Source organism: Micrococcus sp. 093350064-1, from assembly GCF_053627955.1.
Genome location: NZ_JBSEYU010000004.1, coordinates 120246 through 136091 on the forward strand (window position 1 = coordinate 120246; position 15846 = coordinate 136091).

Below are 15846 nucleotides of genomic sequence, written 5' to 3' on the forward strand. Positions count from 1 at the left end.
CCCGCATGACAGCCCACACCCCCGACGACGCCGTCCCCGGCACGTTCGACCCGGACTCCACCGCGGTCGACCGGCCGCGCATCGAGGCGGCGGTGCGGGAGATCCTGCTGGCGATCGGTGAGGACCCGGACCGCGAGGGCCTGGCGGACACCCCGGCGCGGGTGGCCAAGGCGTACGCAGAGTTCTTCGCGGGCCTGCACCAGAGCCCGGACCAGGTGCTCGGCACCACGTTCGACATCGCGCACGAGGAGCTCGTGCTGGTGAAGGACATCCCGTTCTACTCGACCTGCGAGCACCACCTGGTGCCGTTCCACGGCACCGCACACATCGGCTACATCCCCTCCGCCGAGGGCCGCGTGACGGGGCTGTCCAAGCTGGCCCGTCTCGTGGAGCTGTACGCGCGGCGTCCGCAGGTGCAGGAGCGGCTGACCACGCAGGTGGTGGAGGCGCTCATGGAGCACCTGGCCCCGCGCGGGGCGATCGTGGTGGTGGAGGCCGAGCACATGTGCATGTCCATGCGCGGCGTGCGCAAGCCGGGCGCGAAGACCGTCACCTCGGCGGTGCGCGGCCAGCTGCGGGATCCGTCCACGCGCTCGGAGGCGATGAGCCTCATCATGCACGGCTGAGGACCACCGACGGCGGAGGAGGACACGTGGACGAGAGCATCGACGCGGCGGCGCGGGAGGCGAACCGCGCCCTGCTGGGGCGGCTGCCCGCGGACCGGACCCTGGTCATGGGCATCCTCAACGTCACCCCTGACTCGTTCTCGGACGGCGGGGAGCACGCCACCGTCCGCGCGGCCGTCGAGCACGCCCGGCGCATGGTCGCGGACGGCGCGGACATCGTGGACGTGGGCGGGGAGTCCACCCGCCCCGGGGCCCGCGCCGTGCCGCCGGCCGAGGAGCAGGAGCGCATCCTGCCCGTGATCGAGGCGCTGCTGGCCGAGGACGTCGTCCTCTCCGTGGACACGCGCCACACCGCCACCGCCCGGGCTGCCCTGGCGCTGGGGCCGGTGATCGTCAACGACGTCTCCGGCCTCGCCCACGAGCCGGATATGCCGGCGCTGATCGCCACGTCGGGCGCGCCGTACATCCTCATGCACAACCGCGGGAACCCGCAGACCATGGACGGGCTGGCCGTCTACGAGGACACCGTCCCGGACGTCGTGTGCGAGCTGCGGGACGTGGCCGGCCGCTTCCTCGCCGCGGGCGTCGAGCCCGCGCAGCTGATCGTCGACCCGGGCCTGGGCTTCGCGAAGGCCGGCGAGCAGAACTGGGAGCTGCTGCGCGGCCTCGAGTGGCTCCGCGCCATGGGCCACCCGGTGCTCGTCGCCGCCTCGCGCAAGCGGTTCCTGGGCACGCTGCTGGCGGACGACGACGGCACCCCGGCCCCGCCCGCCGCGCGCGACGCCGCCACCGCGGCCATCTCCGCCCTCGCCGCCGCCCAGGGCGCGTGGGGCGTGCGCGTGCACGACGTGCGCGCCAGCGCCGACGCCGTCCGCACCGCCGCCGCCTGGGTCGGGGCGCATGCCCCGGGTGAGCCCGTCTCCGAGGACGTGCTGCCGTGAGCGCCCGGGACCGCATCCGCCTGGCCGGGCTGTCCGCCGTCGGGCACCACGGGGTCTTCGACCACGAGCGCCGGGACGGGCAGCCGTTCGTCACGGACGTCGTCCTCCACCTCGACGCCGGCCCCGCCGCGGCCGGCGACGACCTCGCCCGCACCGCCAACTACGCCGAGGTCGCGGACACGGTGGTCCGCCTGGTCACCGGGGAGCCGGTGGACCTGATCGAGACCCTCGCCGACCGGATCGCCCGCGCCGTCCTCGCCGAGCAGCCCGTGGTGGCCGCCGTCGAGGTCACCGTGCACAAGCCGCAGGCGCCCATCCCGCACGACTTCGCGGACGCCGCCGTCACCGTGCACCGCACCCGGGAGGGCCTCGCGTGAGCACCGTCGACTGGTCGCACCCGGCCGAGGGCCCCGCGCCCGTCCCCGCGCTGGGCGCCCGCCCGGACGCGCCCGTCGCGGCCGTGCTGGCCCTCGGCGCCAACCTGCGCGAGCCCGCGCAGACGCTCGACGCCGCCGTCGCCGCCCTGTCCGCGCTGCCGCACATCACGGACGTCCGGGCCTCGCCCCGGGCCGTCACCGCGCCCGTGGGCGGGCCGCCGGGGCAGCCCGACTACCTCAACCAGGTGGTCACCCTGCGCACGGACCTCGCGCCGTGGGAGCTGCTCGCGGTGGCGCACCGGCTCGAGCAGGACCACCATCGGCGGCGTGAGGTCCGCTGGGGCGCGCGCACCCTGGACGTGGACGTGATCGCCTACGGGGACGTGCGCAGCGACCACCCGGACCTCACCCTGCCGCATCCCCGCGCGGCCGAGCGGGCCTTCGTGCTGCTGCCGTGGCTGTGGCTCGACGCGGACGCCACGCTCGACGGCATGCCCGTCGCCGACCTCGCCGCCGTCGCCGCGGACGCCCCCGGGGTGCGCCGCCAGGAACCCGAGCGGCACCGGCTGCTGGCCGGCTCCGACGACGTCGCCCCGCTCCGCCCGGCACGCCCGAACGCCCTCGGGAGGGAGGCCACGTGATCGCGCTGCGCTCCGGGTGGACCCTGCTCGTGGTGCTGGCGGCCGCCGTGCTCGGCTGGCTGGCCGGGCTCGCCTCGCCGTCCCTGGGCTGGCCGGCGCCCGTGGTGGGCCGCGGCGGCCTGATCACCGTGGCCGCGGTCTCCGTGCTGTGCCTCGCGCTGGGCTGGCGGGTGCGCCGCGACCGGGAGAAGCCCGCCGCCGCGCGGATGGACCCGCTCGCCGCGGCCCGCACGCTCGTGCTCGGCCAGGCCTCCGGCTTCGCGGGAGCGGCCCTCGGCGGCTGGCACGCCGGTGTGGCGGTGCAGGTGCTGCTGCGGGCCGGCGTCGGGGCGCCGACCGTGCGGGAGGCCGCCCTGCAGGCCGCCGGCGGTCTCGTCCTGCTGGTGGTGGGGCTGATCGTCGAACGGTGGTGCCGGATCCCCCCTGAGGAGGATGCGCCCGAGGGCGGCCGTGGGCAGGATGGGTCCCCGGGCCGCGGCCGACCGGCCCGTCCCGAGACGGAAGGAGGGTATGCCCGTGCCCGGCATTGACCTGAGCGGCGTGGCCTTCACGCCGGCCTCGCCGCGGCTGACCACGGTGAAGCTCATCGCCACGTCCATCGGCCACCTGATCTGGCTCGCCGCGTTCTCCGTGCCGCTGATCCTCAAGCTCACCGGCCCGTGGGCGGGGATGGCCGCGTGGGTCGCGTGGGGGCTGCCGGCCGTCGTCGTCGTGTCCTGGATCGTGGACCTGATCCTGATCCCGCGGCGCGTGCGCGCGATGGGCTGGGCCGAGCGCGAGGACGACGTCCTGTGGCGCGAGGGCATCCTGTTCCGCAGCGTGCACGCGGTGCCGTACGGCCGCCTGCAGTACGTGGACGTGTCGGACGGTCCGCTGCTGCGCCGGGTCGGGCTGCAGACCCTCACCCTGAAGACCGCCGCCGCGGGCGGGGACGTCACCCTGGAGGGCGTGCCCCGCGAGAGGGCCGAGGAGCTGCGCGAAGTCCTCATGGCGCGCGGCCAGGCGCGGCTGGCGGGCCTGTGAGCGCGGCCGCCCCGCCCCCCGCCGACGACGCCGGCTGGGTCCGCGTCCGCCCCGCCTCGCCCTGGGTGCGGGGCTGGACCTTCCTGCTGCTGATCCTGTTCTTCGTGGGTCGTAACGCGGTGGAGGACTTCGCGGCGGGCCGGCTCAGCGGGGAGGACGCCCCGGGCGGCGGCGACGGCAGCCTGCTCGTGGCCGGCGGCATCCTGCTGGGGGTCACCCTGCTGATCAGCCTCGTGTTCTTCTTCTCCTGGTGGTTCACCCGGTTCCGCTGCGGGGAGGACCGGATCGAGCTGCGCCAGGGCTGGCTCTTCCGCAGCCGCCGGCAGATGCGCTACGACCGCATCCAGGCGGTGGACCTGCAGCACCCCCTCGTGGCCCGGCTGCTCGGGCTGGCCACGGTGAAGGTCGAGGCGGCCGACGGCGGCGAGTCCGCGCTCGAGCTGTCCTTCCTGCGCCGCGCCGAGGCCGAAGCGGTGCGCCGGGAGATCCTGGACCGCGCGTCGGGGATGCTCGGGGGAGCCGGGGCGGACGCGTCCGCCCCGGAGCGGGCGGCCGAGCCCGGCCTCCCCGACGCCGACGCCGCGGACGCGGACGCCGGCGAACTCATGCTGCAGGTGCCCGCGGGGCGGCTCCTCGGCTCCGTCCTGCTCTCGGGAGGCGTGCTGGGGGTGCTGGCCGGGTCCCTGATCTGGCTGGGCGGCCTCGCCCTCGTGGTCGCGCTGCTGCCCGAGGCGGTGCTGGACGAGGGGGAGACCCTGACCGGGATCGGCGCGGCCGCGTCCCTGCCCGCCCTGTTCTCCGTGGCCGGCGTCGCGTGGTCCCGGCTGAACGCCGGCTGGGGTTTCCAGGTGCGCCGCTCCACCGACGGGCTGCGACTGCGGCACGGGCTCACCGAGACCACCCACCAGACCGTCCCGCCGGGGCGGGTGCAGGGGGTGACCGTCTCCCAGCCCCTGTTCTGGCGGCCCTTCGGCTGGTATCGGGTGAACGTGGCGGTGGCCGGCTACGGGCAGGAGTCCGACGGCGCCCGGGACGACGCGCTGCCCGTCGGCCCGTGGGAGGACGTGCTCCGCGTCCTCACGGTCGTGGCCCCGGACCCGGGCCTGGACGGCGATCCGCGCGCCGCGCAGGGGCTGACCCCCGCCGGGCTCATGCACCTCGGCGTGCACGGCACCGGCACGGAGGGCGGCTTCCAGCACGTGCCGCGGCGCGGCAGGTGGTGGTTCAACTGGTTCGCCTGGCGGCGGACCGGCTTCACGACGACGCGGTCCCTGCTGGTGGTGCGCAGCGGCTGGTTGAACCGCCGGCTGCAGACCCTCCAGCACGAGCGCATGCAGGCGGCCGAGCTGGCGCAGGGCCCGGTGCAGCGACGCCTGGGTCTGGCCACGGTGCGCGTGTGGGTCGCGGGGGCGAACGCCGTGGTCCGCGACCTCGACGAGGACGTGGCCGTGGACCTGTACGCCCGGGAGGCCCGGCACGCCGCCGTCTCGCGTCGCCTCACCGACCGCGACCAGTGGATGCGGCCCGAGGAGCTGGCCCGCTTCGAGCAGCGCACGCGCGAGGTCGCGGCCACCGAGGTGGGCCGCCGCGAACTGGCCCGGGCCGGCGTCGTCGGCGGCGCCGTCGTCGGGGAGGAGAGCGGGGCAGACGTCCCCGCCGTGCGCGGCGAGGAGGAGCGATGACTGGTGGATTCGACCTGAGCCTGGACCCGCACGACCCGGCGCAGCGGCCCGGGCGGCTGGGCGTCGGTGTGGTGAGCGCGGGTCGAGTGGGGGCCGTGCTGGGCTCGGCGCTGCGGGCTGCGGGCCACACGATCACGGGCGTGCACGCCGTCTCCGAGGCCTCGCGGGACCGCGCGGAGATGCTCCTGCCGGGCGTGCCCGTCCTGGAGATCCCCGAGATCCTGCGCCGCTCCGAGATGGTCGTCTTCGCCGTCCCGGACGACGCGCTGGGCGAGCTCGTGGCCGGCCTGGCCGCCGCGGGGCACGTGCAGACCGGCCACCTGCTCGTGCACACCTCTGGCCGCTACGGGGTGGGGGTGATGGAGCCGGTGCGCGCGCACGGGGCGATCCCCCTGGCGATCCACCCGGCCATGACGTTCACGGGGCTGAGCCTCGACGTCGCGCGGCTGCAGGACTGCGTGTTCGGCGTGACCGCGGACCCCGTGGTGCTGCCCGTGGCCCAGGCGCTCGTGGTGGAGATGGGCGGCGAGCCCGTGGTCGTGAAGGAGGCCGACCGGGCGGCCTACCACCTGGCGCTGTCCCACGGGTCGAACCACCTGGTGACGCTGACGGCGCAGGCCCGCCAGATCCTGGAGACGATCGGGGTGGCCGACCCGGAGCGGGTGCTGCGCTCACTGATGACCGCCGCGCTGGAGAACGCGCTCACGGACGGCGACGGCGCCCTCACCGGCCCCGTGGCCCGCGGTGACGTCGACACGCTGCGGACCCACCGTGAGACCCTCGGGGAGCTCGAGGCCGGGGGACTGCCCCCGGACGTGCGGGCCGTGTGGGAGACCCTCGCCCGCGCGACGACCGACCGCGCCGAGACCCGCGGCACCCTGCGCGCGGACACGGCGGCGCGGCTGCGCGAGGTCCTCGACGACTCCGACGACCCCCACGACGACTGATCGACCCCCGCCGCCCCCGCTTTCGTTCGGGAAACGGCGGGTCCCGGGCCGTTTTCGTTCGGGAAACGGCGGGCCCCGAGCCGTTTTCGTTCGGGAAACGGCGGGTCCGGCGGCGTTCGCGTCGCTGGGACGAGACCCCGGGACCGCGCCCCGGCCGTCAGAGGCGCCCGTCGCGGATCGCGGCGACGACGCCGTCTGCCGCGTCCTCGATCTGCCGGTACATCTCCTCGAACTGCGGCCGCGGATACCCGTACGGATCGGGGACCTCGCGCACCCCGGCGCGGTCCGCATCCGACGCGAACTCGCCCATCAGGTGGATCCGGTCCCGCTGCTCGTCCGTGGTCGCGAGCCGCCGCGCGTCGGCGAGGTTGGCCTCGTCCATCACCAGGATCAGGTCGGCGTCGTCCACGAGGTCGGCGGACAGCTGCACCCCCACCGTCGGGAACTCGTAGCCCAGTTCCCCGCCGACCTCGCGGGTGAGGTGATGCGGCCGGGCGCCCACGTGCTCGTCGGACGTGCCGGCGGAGGTGACCTCGACGTCGTCGAGACCGGCCTCCGCGAGCTTGCGGTTCAGCACGGCCTCGGCGGCGGGCGAGCGGCAGATGTTCCCCAGGCAGACGGTCATGATGCGCATGGGGCCAGTGTCTCAAGTCCGGGCGGGGGCGGCGGACGACGACGGCCCGCACGCTCGGCTCGTCGCCGGCGGGGCGGCATCGGGTGCGTCCACGAGTGGTCCCGCTGGAGGGTCGGAGGCCTCCGGCGGTGTGTCCCCCCGGTTCCTCGCCGTTTCCCGAACGAAAGCGCTGCGACACGCCGCCGTTTCCCGAACGAAAGCGCGGCTGGCACCGTCTGTTCCGGCGACGACGGCGCCCGACGCGCCTGGCAGGATGGAGGCCATGACCGACCAGCCCGAGATGAGCCCCCTGACCGAGCCCGAGCGGGAGTGGGTGCGCGTCCGTCGCGACTTCGCCGCGCAGGAGGGCGTGGACCACCTGGACCTGGACGCGGTCGCCGCGTACTACGACGCCGTGCTGGCCCGCTCGCAGGCGGAGGCCGACGAGTTGGACCCCGAGGAGCTGGCGGTGCTGCTGGACGTCGTCGCGGTGCTGCTCGGCGAGCACCTGGGCGCTCGCCACGGCATGCAGTGGGTGACGGTCGCGGACGAGGAGGGGCCCGCCCTCGCGCTGCGGGACACCCTCTCGGACGCCGTCGTCTTCCCGCAGCCGGTGGTCGGCCAGAGCTGGAACCACCAGGCCACGGGGGAGTGGATGGGCGGGTACGTCGACTGGCTCGGCGAGCAGCTCCAGCAGATCCGGGCCGACGCCGGCACGCGGCCCGGCGCCTGAGGCGCGGCGGGCACCGGGGCGGCCCGCCGTCGAGGCCACCACCCCGCCGCCCTCCGTGTTGCCCGGATCACGTGCGGGCCGATAGAAACGAACGCATGACCTCCACCCCGGACACCCCGGCCGCCCCCGCCACCCCCTTCCACGACCTCGACGCCTTCACCGCGCTGCCGCGCGTCGCCGGTCTCACCCTCAGCCCGGACGGCGCCCGCCTGGTGACCACCCTCGCCACCCGGGACGCGAAGGGCACCGGCTACGCCACCGCCCTCTGGGAGGTCGACCCCGCGGGCAAGCGCCCCGCCCACCGCCTGACCCGCTCCCGCGAGGGCGAGGCCGGCGCACAGTTCGCCGCGGACGGCACCCTCTTCTTCACCTCCGCCCGTCCCGACCCCGCCGACGCCGAGGCCGAGAAGCGCAGCGCCCTGTGGGCCCTGCCGCCCCGGGGCGGCGAGGCGCGCGTGGTGCTCTCCCGCCCGGGCGGCGTCGCCGCGGTCACGTGCGCCTCCGCGGCGGACCGCGTGGTCGTCACGGCGGACCGACTGCTCGGTGCGACCACCGAGGCCGAGCACGCAGCCCTCGCGCAGACCCGCAAGGACGCCGGCGTGGACGCCATCCTGCACACCGGCTACCCCATCCGCTTCTGGGACCACGACCTCGGCCCCGCCCGCCCCGAGCTCTTCGTCCTCGAGCCCGGCCCGGACCCGCAGGGCGAGCCCGCCACGGACGCCGACGCCGCCGAGCCCGCCACGGACGCCGACGCCGCCGAGCCCGGCCCCGCCGCCTCCGGCCTGGCTCCCGAGGCCGACGACGTGGCGCACCACCTGCGCCACGTCTCCGGATTCCCGCGCTCCCACGCGTTCGGGATCGGCGCGCAGGTGGCCCCGGACGGCTCGTTCCTGCTCACCACGGCCGCCACCGCCGAGGCCCGCGGCAACGTGCGGGAGGGCACGGTGGTGCGCGTGGACCTGGCCACGGGCGAGCACCACGTCCTGCACGACGTCCCCGGTGAGGACGTGGCCGTCGGCCCCGTCAGCCATGACGGCACGCGCGCCGTCGTCGTCCGCACCCCTGACTCCACCCCGCACTCCGCCGTGCACCCGCGCCTGTACGTGATGGACACGGCCACGGGCCAGACCACGCCCCTGGCCCACGGCTGGGACCGCTGGGCCGACGTCGTCGCGTGGCTGCCGGACGACTCCGCGGTGATCGCGCTCGCGGACTCGGAGGGTCGCCGCCCGGTGTTCCGCATCGAGGTGGCCACCGGCGCCGTCGCGCAGGTGACCCGGGAGGACGAGGCGTGGACCGACATCGTGCTCTCCCCGGACGGGGCCACGGCCTACGGCGTCCGCTCCTCCTACCTGTTCCCGCCGGAGGTGGCGCGGATCGACCTGGCCACGGGCGAGACCACGCGCCTGCCGAACCCCGTGGAGCGCCCCGCGATCCCGGGCACCCTCGAGGACGTGGAGACCGTCGCCGAGGACGGCACGCACGTGCGCGGCTGGCTCGTGCTCCCCGAGGGGGAGGCGCCGGCCGGCGGTCACCCGCTGCTGCTGTGGATCCACGGCGGGCCCCTGGGCTCGTGGAACGCGTGGAGCTGGCGCTGGACCCCGTGGATCATGGCGGCGCGCGGCTACGCGGTGCTGCTGCCGGACCCGGCGCTGTCCACGGGCTACGGCCAGGACTTCATCGAACGCGGCTGGGGCCGCTGGGGCCAGGCGCCCTACACGGACCTGATGGCGCTCACGGACGCCGTCGTGGCGCGTGAGGACGTCGACGGCGACCGCACCGCCGCCATGGGCGGCTCGTTCGGCGGCTACATGGCGAACTGGGTGGCCGGGCACACCGACCGGTTCCGGTGCGTGGTCACGCACGCCTCGCTGTGGGCGCTGGACGGCTTCGGCCCGACGACGGACGCCGCGTTCTACTGGGCCCGCGAGATGGACGAGCAGATGCAGCAGGAGAACTCTCCGCACCGGTTCGTGGGCGAGATCGTCTCCCCGATGCTCGTCATCCACGGCGATAAGGACTACCGCGTGCCGATCGGCGAGGGGCTGCGCCTGTGGTCGGACCTGCTGGCGAAGTCCGGGCGGCCGGCCGCCGCGGACGGCACCACCGACCACCGGTTCCTCTACTTCCCCCACGAGAACCACTGGATCCTCGCCCCGCAGCACGCGAAGGTCTGGTACGAGGTCGTCCTCGGCTTCCTGGGCGAGCACGTCCTCGGCGACAGCGCCCCGACGGCCCCGGAGACGCTGGGACTGACGCGGCCGTCGTCGACGGCGGGCTGAGTCGCCGGGCCCGGTGCCGCGCATCGTGACGGGCGGCTGAACCTCTCCGATCAGCCGCCCGTCACCGGCTGTTCACCGGACGGGCCGGCTGTGGCCGGAGGGGGGCCACCCGGCCGACACCCGGATCTGGCCCACTGGAGCGGTCATCCCCCTCCCGGAAAGGACCGTTCCATGACCTCCGTCCGTCGTCACGCCGCCCGCGGCCTCGTGGCCCTCGCCGCCGCCGTCGCCGTCAGCGCCCCGCTGGCCGCCCCGGCCGTCGCCGCCCCCGCCGCAACGGAGACCCCGGCCGCCGCGCAGTCCGTCACGGGCAAGCCCGTGGTGCGTCCCGACGTCGTGGGTCATCGTGGTGCCTCCGGCTACCGCCCCGAGCACACCCTGGCCGCCTACGAGCTGGCCGCCGCCCAGGGCGCGGATGTGATCGAGCCGGACCTGGTCTCCACCAAGGACGGCGTGCTCGTGGTCCGCCACGAGAACCTGATCGACGGCACCACGGACGTCGCCCAGCGACCCGAGTTCGCGGACCGCAGGACCACCAAGGTCGTCGACGGCGTGGCCCTCACCGGCTGGTTCACCGAGGACTTCACCCTCGCCGAGCTCAAGACCCTGCGCGCCAAGGAGCGCCTGCCGCAGGTCCGCCCCGAGTCCGCGTCCTACGACGGCCGGTACCAGGTGCCCACCTTCGAGGAGGTGCTCGAGCTGCGGGAGCGCCTCTCGGCCCGGCACGGCCGCGAGATCGGCGTCATCCCCGAGATCAAGCACCCCACCTACTTCGACTCCATCGGCCTGTCCATGGAGGAGCGCGTCGTCGAGCTGCTCGACGAGCACGGCCTGAACAAGCGCAACGCCCCCGCCACCGTGCAGTCCTTCGAACTCGCCAACCTGCGCGATCTCAACGAGAACCTCGGCCTCAAGGCCGAGACGGTGTTCCTCTCCAGCGTCACCGGCGCACCCTATGACTCCGTGGCCGCCGGCGACGAACTCCGCGACTACGACTTCTACGAGACCGCCGCGGGCATGCGCGAGATCCGCGCGGCCGGCGTCGACACGCTCGGCCCGGCCTTCGCGCAGATCATCACCAAGGAGAAGGACGGCTCGATGGGCGAGGAGACCGCGTTCGTCTCCCTCGCCCACCGCGCGGGCCTCGAGGTGGTGCCGTACACCTTCCGCGCCGAGAACCAGTTCCTCTACACGGAGTTCCGCTCCTCCACGGACCGGAACGCACAGGGCGACATGGTCGGCATGATCCAGCCGTTCCTCGACGCCGGCATCGACGGCTTCTTCACCGACCACCCCGACCTCGGCGTGCAGGCCGTGGACGTCTGGATGCAGGGCAAGAAGGAGCACCCGGGCCGGGGCGTCGGCAAGACCGCCCAGCGGGGCCTGAAGGTGCGCTGACCCCGTCCCGACCGGAGACGATCCCGGCGGACCCGAGGTCTTCCGGCAGGGTCCCTGCGGTGCTTACCTTGGCGCTCAAGACCGGTGGACCCGGTGACGTGGACGGCCAGAAGGGCCGGCCATGAGGGACGCCGACCCGGACGAAGGAAGGCACAGCATGACGACGAACACGCCGAAGAACGCCCACGGCTCCTCAGCCGAGGGCCGTGACGCCAAGGACCAGGCGAAGGGCAAGGCCCAGCAGGCCGCGGGCGAGGCCCAGGGCCAGGCGAAGGCCGTGGCCCACGACGCCAAGGACAAGGCCCAGGACCTCGCGGCCACCGCCAAGCACGAGGCCGGCCAGGTGAAGGACGAGGCCGCTGACCAGGTGCAGTCGCTGGTCGGCTCCGCCCAGGAGCAGGTCGGCGCGCAGGTGCAGACCCAGCAGGAGCGGCTCGCGGGCCAGGTGCGCAGCTACACCGACGACCTGCACCGCGTGGTCTCCGGTGAGCAGCCGCAGACCGATTTGGTGCGCCAGGGCGTCGCCTCGGTGGCGGACCGTGCCGAGGCCCTGACCCAGCGCCTGGAGACCGCTTCCCCGCAGGACCTGCTGCAGGACGTGCGCGGCTTCGCCGCTCGCCGTCCGGGCACGTTCCTGGCCCTCGCCCTGGGCGCCGGGCTGGTGGCCGGTCGACTGACGCGCGGCATCCGCGACGCCGCCCAGCCCGACTCCACCGCCTCCACCTCGCCGCGCCGTCACGAGACCGGTCCGGACGCGGTGCACGCGGACGTGACTCCGCACCACCTGGACTCGCAGGCCCCGGCCTACTCGAGCGATTCGCTCTCCCAGGCCGACGGCCGCGTCGCGGACGGCGCCGGGCCCCGCCGCGCGGCCGGCGTCGGGGACGTCCCGTACGGCACGCAGGCACCGGTCCAGCAGGGCCTGACCGCCGAGCGGCCGTTCGACCAGACCCGGCCCGGGGGTGACGCATGAGCACCGCCCACGAGCCGTTCCGCGACGCGACGCCGCACTCCGGCGCGCACACCCCGCCGCCCACGCAGGCGGAGTTCCGCGCCGAGCACGAGAGCCTCGGCGAGATGTTCCAGAGCCTGTCGGCCAAGCTGTCGACGCTGGTCAGCCAGGAGATCGCCCTGGCCAAGGCCGAGGCCACCGAGTCCGCGAAGAAGGCCGGCAAGGGGGCGGGGCTGCTGGCCGGCGCCGCCGTCGGCGGCTTCTTCCTGCTGATGTTCCTGTCCCTCGCCCTGATGCACCTGCTCGACGTGTTCCTGCCGATCGGCTGGGCCGCGCTGATCGTGGCCGTGCTGTGGGGCGTCGTGGCGGCCGTGCTGGCCGTGCAGGGCAAGAAGGACATCGAGAAGATCAAGGGTCTGCCGCAGACCCAGGAGACGCTTCAGGAGATCCCCGAGACCCTGAACCCCGCGAAGGAGACGCGATGACCACGAGCAACAACCCCGATGAGATCCGCGCCGACATCGAGCGTACGCGCCGCGAGCTCGGCCAGGACGTGGACGCCCTCGCCGAGAAGGTGAGCCCCACGAAGGCCGTGTCCCGGCAGACCAACCGCATCAAGGACGGCTTCATCCACGCGAAGGAGAACATCATGGGCTCCCCGGAGCAGCACCGCCACGAGCCCTCGCTGGGCGATCGCGCCCACGGGGTGATCGACGACGCCCGGGCCTCCGCGTACGACGCTGCCGGCCAGGCCCAGGACCGCCTGGGCGATGCCGGCGACCGCGTGTCCGAGTGGGCCGACGACGCCCAGCTCGCCCTGCAGCAGGCCCCGGCTCAGCTGCGCGGCCGCACCGCGGGCAACCCGCTGGCCGCCGGGCTGATCGCCTTCGGCGCCGGCCTGCTGCTCAGCTCGCTGATCCCCGCCTCACGCGTGGAGCAGCGCGCCGCGGAGGGCCTCAAGGAGCAGGCCGCCCCGCTGGTGGACGAGGCCAAGCAGGCCGCCCAGCAGCTGCGCGAGGACCTCGAGCCCGCCGCCCGCGAGGCCGCCGGGAGCGTGAAGGAGTCGGCTGCCGAGGCCGCTTCCCACCTCAAGGAGCAGGGCACGGACACGGCGCAGGACCTCAAGGCGGAGTCCCAGGACGCCGCCCGCCAGGTGAAGGACACCGCGAAGGACGCCTGAGCCCGACCCGAGCACGACGCCGGCCGGTCCCGTTGACGGGACTGGCCGGCGTCGCGCGTGGTGGGGCCGAATCCGGCCCGCGGCTCAGGCCTTGGACCAGATGCGCGTGGTGAGGCGGAAGTCCTCCCCGAGGCCCCGTGCCTAGACTCGGAGGGTGACCCCTCTCGACCGCGTCCCCGACCAGCGCCCCGTCCCCGCCGGCACCGGCCTGACCCTCGAGGACGCCCTCCCCGCTCCCGTGACGGCCGAGGCCGACGGCGTCTCCGCGCGCCCGCGTCTGGCCCGGACCGTCGCCGAGATGCGCTCCGCTCTCCGTGAGCTCGTCGCCCACGCCACGGACGACGGCGACGCCGAGCCCGTCACCGTCGGCCTGATCCCCACGATGGGCGCCCTCCACGGCGGCCACGCGGCCCTGGTGCGGCGGGCCCGCGCCGAGAACGACGTCGTCGCGGTCAGCATCTTCGTGAACCCGCTCCAGTTCGGCGATCCGGCCGACCTGGAGCACTACCCGCGCACCCTCGACGCGGACCTGGACCTGCTGGCGGCGGCGGGCGCCGACGTCGTGTTCGCCCCGGACGTGCAGGAGATGTACCCGGGTTACCCGGACGCGCCGATCGTCACCGTCTCCGCCGGCCGCATGGGGGAGGTCCTCGAGGGCGCCTCCCGCCCGGGCCACTTCGACGGCGTGGCCACCGTCGTGGCGAAGCTGTGGAACATCGTGCGCCCGGCGGCGCCGGTCCTGCGCAGCTACTTCGGCCAGAAGGACGCGCAGCAGCTCACCGTCCTGCGCCGCCTGGCCACGGACCTCGACATCGACGTCGACGTCCGCGCCGTGCCCATCGTCCGCTCGCCCGAGGGCCTCGCGCTCTCCAGCCGCAACACCCGCCTGGACGCCGCGGGCCTGGAGCACGCGCTCGTCCTCAGCCGCGCCCTGCGCTCCCTGGCCGACGCCGCGGCGTCCGGTGAACCCGTCGACGTCCAGGCCGCGCGCCGGATGGTCGAGGACGAGCCGGGCGTCGAGCTGGACCACCTCGTGGTGGTGGACCGGGACACCTTCGCCGAGCTCGGTCCGGAGCTGCTGTGCCAGCCGCTGCGCCGCGAGGCCCTCGCCCTCGTGGCCGCGCACGTGCCGCCCGTCCGGCTGATCGACACCATGGTGCTGCCCGCCGCGGGGCCCCTGCCGTGACCCCGGAGCGTCTCGCCGCCGCCTTCGACAGCCCCTCGCCCACGCTCGCCGCGACGCTGCTGGGGTGCCGGCTGACCGTCGTCGCCCCGGACGGCGCCGTCACCGTGCGGCTGACCGAGACCGAGGCGTACGGGAACGCGGGCGCGGACCCCGGCGCCCACTCGTTCCGCGGTCGCACCGAGCGCAATGCCGCGCTGTTCGGGCCGCCGCGGCGCACGTACGTGTACCTGAACTACGGCATCCACCGCTGCCTGAACCTGGTCGGCCACCCCGAGGGGGAGGCCGGCGGTGTGCTGCTGCGTGCGGCCGAGGTGCTCGCGGGAGGGGACCTCGCGGTGGCCCGCCGTGGCCGGGACACCGGCCCCAAGCTGCTCTCCGGCCCGGGCAACCTCGGCCAGGGCCTCGGCATCACCCTGGAGATGGGCCACGCGCCCGTGGAGATCGTCGCCGCGCCGCCGGAGGTGGCCGACGACGGTGGCACCTCGGCCCGCCTCGCCGCGCCGGCCGCGCCCGCCCGCTTCCTCCTGGCCCCGCCCGCGCCCCGCGATCCGGCCGAGCCGCCGATCGAGGTCGTGACGGGCCCGCGCGTCGGCGTCTCGGGGGAGGGCGGCTCCGTGCGCTTCCCGTGGCGGTTCAGCGTGGCCGGCCACCGCAGCGTGTCCGCGTTCCGGCGTGGCCGCAACGTGCCGGACTGACCCCCAGACCTTGTCGACCGCCCCGGCCCCGTGCCTAGGTTGATCCCATGACCGAGATGAACAAGACCGCCCACGGCGAGACCCAGCAGACCGTCACCCGGACCATCGACGCGTCCGCCAAGGACGTGTTCGACTTCCTGACCCTGCCCGCGAACCACGCGAAGTTCGACGGCTCGGGCATGGTGCAGTCCGACGACAAGACCCAGCGCATCCAGAAGGTCGGCGACGTGTTCACCATGAACATGCACGCGGAGCACATGGGTGGCGACTACCAGACCGACAATCACGTGGTCGCCTACGACCCGAACAAGCTGGTCGGCTGGAAGACCGCCCCCGCCGGCACCGAGCCCAAGGGTTGGCAGTGGGTCTACCGGCTCGAGGACAACGGCTCCGGCAGCACGGTCGTGTCCCTCACCTACGACTGGACCGCCGTGACCGACCCGGAGCTGCTGGCGAAGAACCTCTTCCCGATGGTGTCCGAGGAGCAGATGGAGGAGTCGCTCGCGAAGCTGGCCGCCGAGGTCGGCTGACCCCCGCCTCCCGACGGCGGCCTCCGGGCTGGCCGTC

The 15846-nt window shown here is 74.9% G+C and carries 18 protein-coding genes; 17 read left to right on the forward strand and 1 reads right to left on the reverse strand.

The genetic code is table 11. The features are described 5' to 3' along the window. Positions 1 to 5: 5 nt before the first annotated feature. The 8 genes from folE to ACUW6W_RS05995 are packed head-to-tail and all read left to right on the forward strand — an operon-like array spanning position 6 to position 6237. Entirely contained in the window at positions 6 to 626 is a 621-nt protein-coding gene (gene folE, locus ACUW6W_RS05960) for a GTP cyclohydrolase I FolE (RefSeq protein ID WP_020625291.1), read from the forward strand. A 26-nt stretch (positions 627 to 652) separates the two neighbouring features. Further along, the gene (gene folP, locus ACUW6W_RS05965; protein ID WP_095353930.1) at positions 653 to 1567 is read left to right on the forward strand and encodes a dihydropteroate synthase; all 915 of its coding nucleotides are present in this window, start codon (positions 653 to 655) and stop codon (positions 1565 to 1567) included. After that, positions 1564 to 1944: a dihydroneopterin aldolase gene (folB, locus tag ACUW6W_RS05970; protein WP_216886308.1), complete on the forward strand. Its 381-nt coding sequence runs from the start codon at positions 1564 to 1566 to the stop codon at positions 1942 to 1944. The genes folP and folB overlap by 4 nt, the downstream gene beginning before the upstream one ends. After that, positions 1941 to 2585: a 2-amino-4-hydroxy-6-hydroxymethyldihydropteridine diphosphokinase gene (folK, locus tag ACUW6W_RS05975; protein ID WP_145951313.1), complete on the forward strand. Its 645-nt coding sequence runs from the start codon at positions 1941 to 1943 to the stop codon at positions 2583 to 2585. Before folB ends, folK begins: the two co-directional genes overlap by 4 nt. Continuing rightward, positions 2582 to 3115: a DUF3180 domain-containing protein gene (locus tag ACUW6W_RS05980; protein ID WP_216881739.1), complete on the forward strand. Its 534-nt coding sequence runs from the start codon at positions 2582 to 2584 to the stop codon at positions 3113 to 3115. The genes folK and ACUW6W_RS05980 overlap by 4 nt, the downstream gene beginning before the upstream one ends. Continuing rightward, complete coding sequence (locus ACUW6W_RS05985) at positions 3096 to 3608, forward strand: PH domain-containing protein (RefSeq protein WP_454179945.1); 513 nt, start codon at positions 3096 to 3098, stop codon at positions 3606 to 3608. The genes ACUW6W_RS05980 and ACUW6W_RS05985 overlap by 20 nt, the downstream gene beginning before the upstream one ends. Then, on the forward strand, positions 3605 to 5290 hold the full coding sequence (locus ACUW6W_RS05990) for a PH domain-containing protein (protein WP_454179947.1): 1686 nt from the start codon (positions 3605 to 3607) through the stop codon (positions 5288 to 5290). Before ACUW6W_RS05985 ends, ACUW6W_RS05990 begins: the two co-directional genes overlap by 4 nt. Next, complete coding sequence (locus ACUW6W_RS05995; RefSeq protein ID WP_363736341.1) at positions 5287 to 6237, forward strand: Rossmann-like and DUF2520 domain-containing protein; 951 nt, start codon at positions 5287 to 5289, stop codon at positions 6235 to 6237. Before ACUW6W_RS05990 ends, ACUW6W_RS05995 begins: the two co-directional genes overlap by 4 nt. A gap of 157 nt (positions 6238 to 6394) precedes the next feature. On the opposite strand, the gene ACUW6W_RS06000 is transcribed toward ACUW6W_RS05995, so the two are convergent. Continuing rightward, positions 6395 to 6871 carry a low molecular weight protein-tyrosine-phosphatase gene (locus ACUW6W_RS06000; RefSeq protein ID WP_020625299.1) on the reverse strand — a complete coding sequence of 159 codons (477 nt, stop codon included), beginning with the start codon at positions 6869 to 6871 and terminating at the stop codon, positions 6395 to 6397. Positions 6872 to 7133: 262 nt separating this feature from the next. Between ACUW6W_RS06000 and ACUW6W_RS06005 the strand changes: the two genes are divergently transcribed. From ACUW6W_RS06005 to ACUW6W_RS06045, 9 genes are all read left to right on the forward strand, one after another. Next, positions 7134 to 7583, forward strand: a complete 450-nt coding sequence (locus tag ACUW6W_RS06005; protein ID WP_063189136.1) for a DUF3806 domain-containing protein — start codon at positions 7134 to 7136, stop codon at positions 7581 to 7583. 95 nt (positions 7584 to 7678) lie between these two features. Further along, entirely contained in the window at positions 7679 to 9868 is a 2190-nt protein-coding gene (locus tag ACUW6W_RS06010) for an alpha/beta fold hydrolase (protein WP_454179950.1), read from the forward strand. A gap of 171 nt (positions 9869 to 10039) precedes the next feature. Continuing rightward, on the forward strand, positions 10040 to 11266 hold the full coding sequence (locus ACUW6W_RS06015; RefSeq protein WP_044659881.1) for a glycerophosphodiester phosphodiesterase: 1227 nt from the start codon (positions 10040 to 10042) through the stop codon (positions 11264 to 11266). A gap of 157 nt (positions 11267 to 11423) precedes the next feature. Next, complete coding sequence (locus tag ACUW6W_RS06020; protein WP_363736336.1) at positions 11424 to 12239, forward strand: CsbD family protein; 816 nt, start codon at positions 11424 to 11426, stop codon at positions 12237 to 12239. Beyond that, the gene (locus ACUW6W_RS06025; RefSeq protein ID WP_036314802.1) at positions 12236 to 12703 is read left to right on the forward strand and encodes a phage holin family protein; all 468 of its coding nucleotides are present in this window, start codon (positions 12236 to 12238) and stop codon (positions 12701 to 12703) included. Before ACUW6W_RS06020 ends, ACUW6W_RS06025 begins: the two co-directional genes overlap by 4 nt. Beyond that, positions 12700 to 13398 (forward strand): DUF3618 domain-containing protein, encoded by a 699-nt coding sequence (locus ACUW6W_RS06030; RefSeq protein WP_036338457.1) that lies wholly within the window; start codon positions 12700 to 12702, stop codon positions 13396 to 13398. The genes ACUW6W_RS06025 and ACUW6W_RS06030 overlap by 4 nt, the downstream gene beginning before the upstream one ends. A 154-nt stretch (positions 13399 to 13552) precedes the next feature. Continuing rightward, the gene (panC, locus tag ACUW6W_RS06035) at positions 13553 to 14584 is read left to right on the forward strand and encodes a pantoate--beta-alanine ligase (RefSeq protein WP_036338460.1); all 1032 of its coding nucleotides are present in this window, start codon (positions 13553 to 13555) and stop codon (positions 14582 to 14584) included. Continuing rightward, the gene (locus ACUW6W_RS06040; protein WP_136939885.1) at positions 14581 to 15279 is read left to right on the forward strand and encodes a DNA-3-methyladenine glycosylase; all 699 of its coding nucleotides are present in this window, start codon (positions 14581 to 14583) and stop codon (positions 15277 to 15279) included. The genes panC and ACUW6W_RS06040 overlap by 4 nt, the downstream gene beginning before the upstream one ends. Positions 15280 to 15326: 47 nt before the next feature. Then, complete coding sequence (locus ACUW6W_RS06045) at positions 15327 to 15809, forward strand: SRPBCC family protein (protein ID WP_036380856.1); 483 nt, start codon at positions 15327 to 15329, stop codon at positions 15807 to 15809. The last annotated feature ends 37 nt before the right edge of the window (positions 15810 to 15846 follow it).

Bases quoted from the DNA above. Each gene is read 5' to 3' on its own strand.
- ACUW6W_RS06020 (WP_363736336.1), top strand. From the start codon at position 11,424: ATGACGACGAACACGCCGAAGAACGCCCACGGCTCCTCAGCCGAGGGC.
- ACUW6W_RS06010 (WP_454179950.1), top strand. From the start codon at position 7,679: ATGACCTCCACCCCGGACACCCCGGCCGCCCCCGCCACCCCCTTCCAC.
- ACUW6W_RS06030 (WP_036338457.1), top strand. From the start codon at position 12,700: ATGACCACGAGCAACAACCCCGATGAGATCCGCGCCGACATCGAGCGT.
- folE (WP_020625291.1), top strand. From the start codon at position 6: ATGACAGCCCACACCCCCGACGACGCCGTCCCCGGCACGTTCGACCCG.
- ACUW6W_RS06045 (WP_036380856.1), top strand. From the start codon at position 15,327: ATGACCGAGATGAACAAGACCGCCCACGGCGAGACCCAGCAGACCGTC.
- ACUW6W_RS06005 (WP_063189136.1), top strand. From the start codon at position 7,134: ATGACCGACCAGCCCGAGATGAGCCCCCTGACCGAGCCCGAGCGGGAG.
- ACUW6W_RS06015 (WP_044659881.1), top strand. From the start codon at position 10,040: ATGACCTCCGTCCGTCGTCACGCCGCCCGCGGCCTCGTGGCCCTCGCC.
- ACUW6W_RS05985 (WP_454179945.1), top strand. From the start codon at position 3,096: ATGCCCGTGCCCGGCATTGACCTGAGCGGCGTGGCCTTCACGCCGGCC.
- ACUW6W_RS06000 (WP_020625299.1), bottom strand. From the start codon at position 6,871: ATGCGCATCATGACCGTCTGCCTGGGGAACATCTGCCGCTCGCCCGCC.
- ACUW6W_RS05995 (WP_363736341.1), top strand. From the start codon at position 5,287: ATGACTGGTGGATTCGACCTGAGCCTGGACCCGCACGACCCGGCGCAG.
- ACUW6W_RS06025 (WP_036314802.1), top strand. From the start codon at position 12,236: ATGAGCACCGCCCACGAGCCGTTCCGCGACGCGACGCCGCACTCCGGC.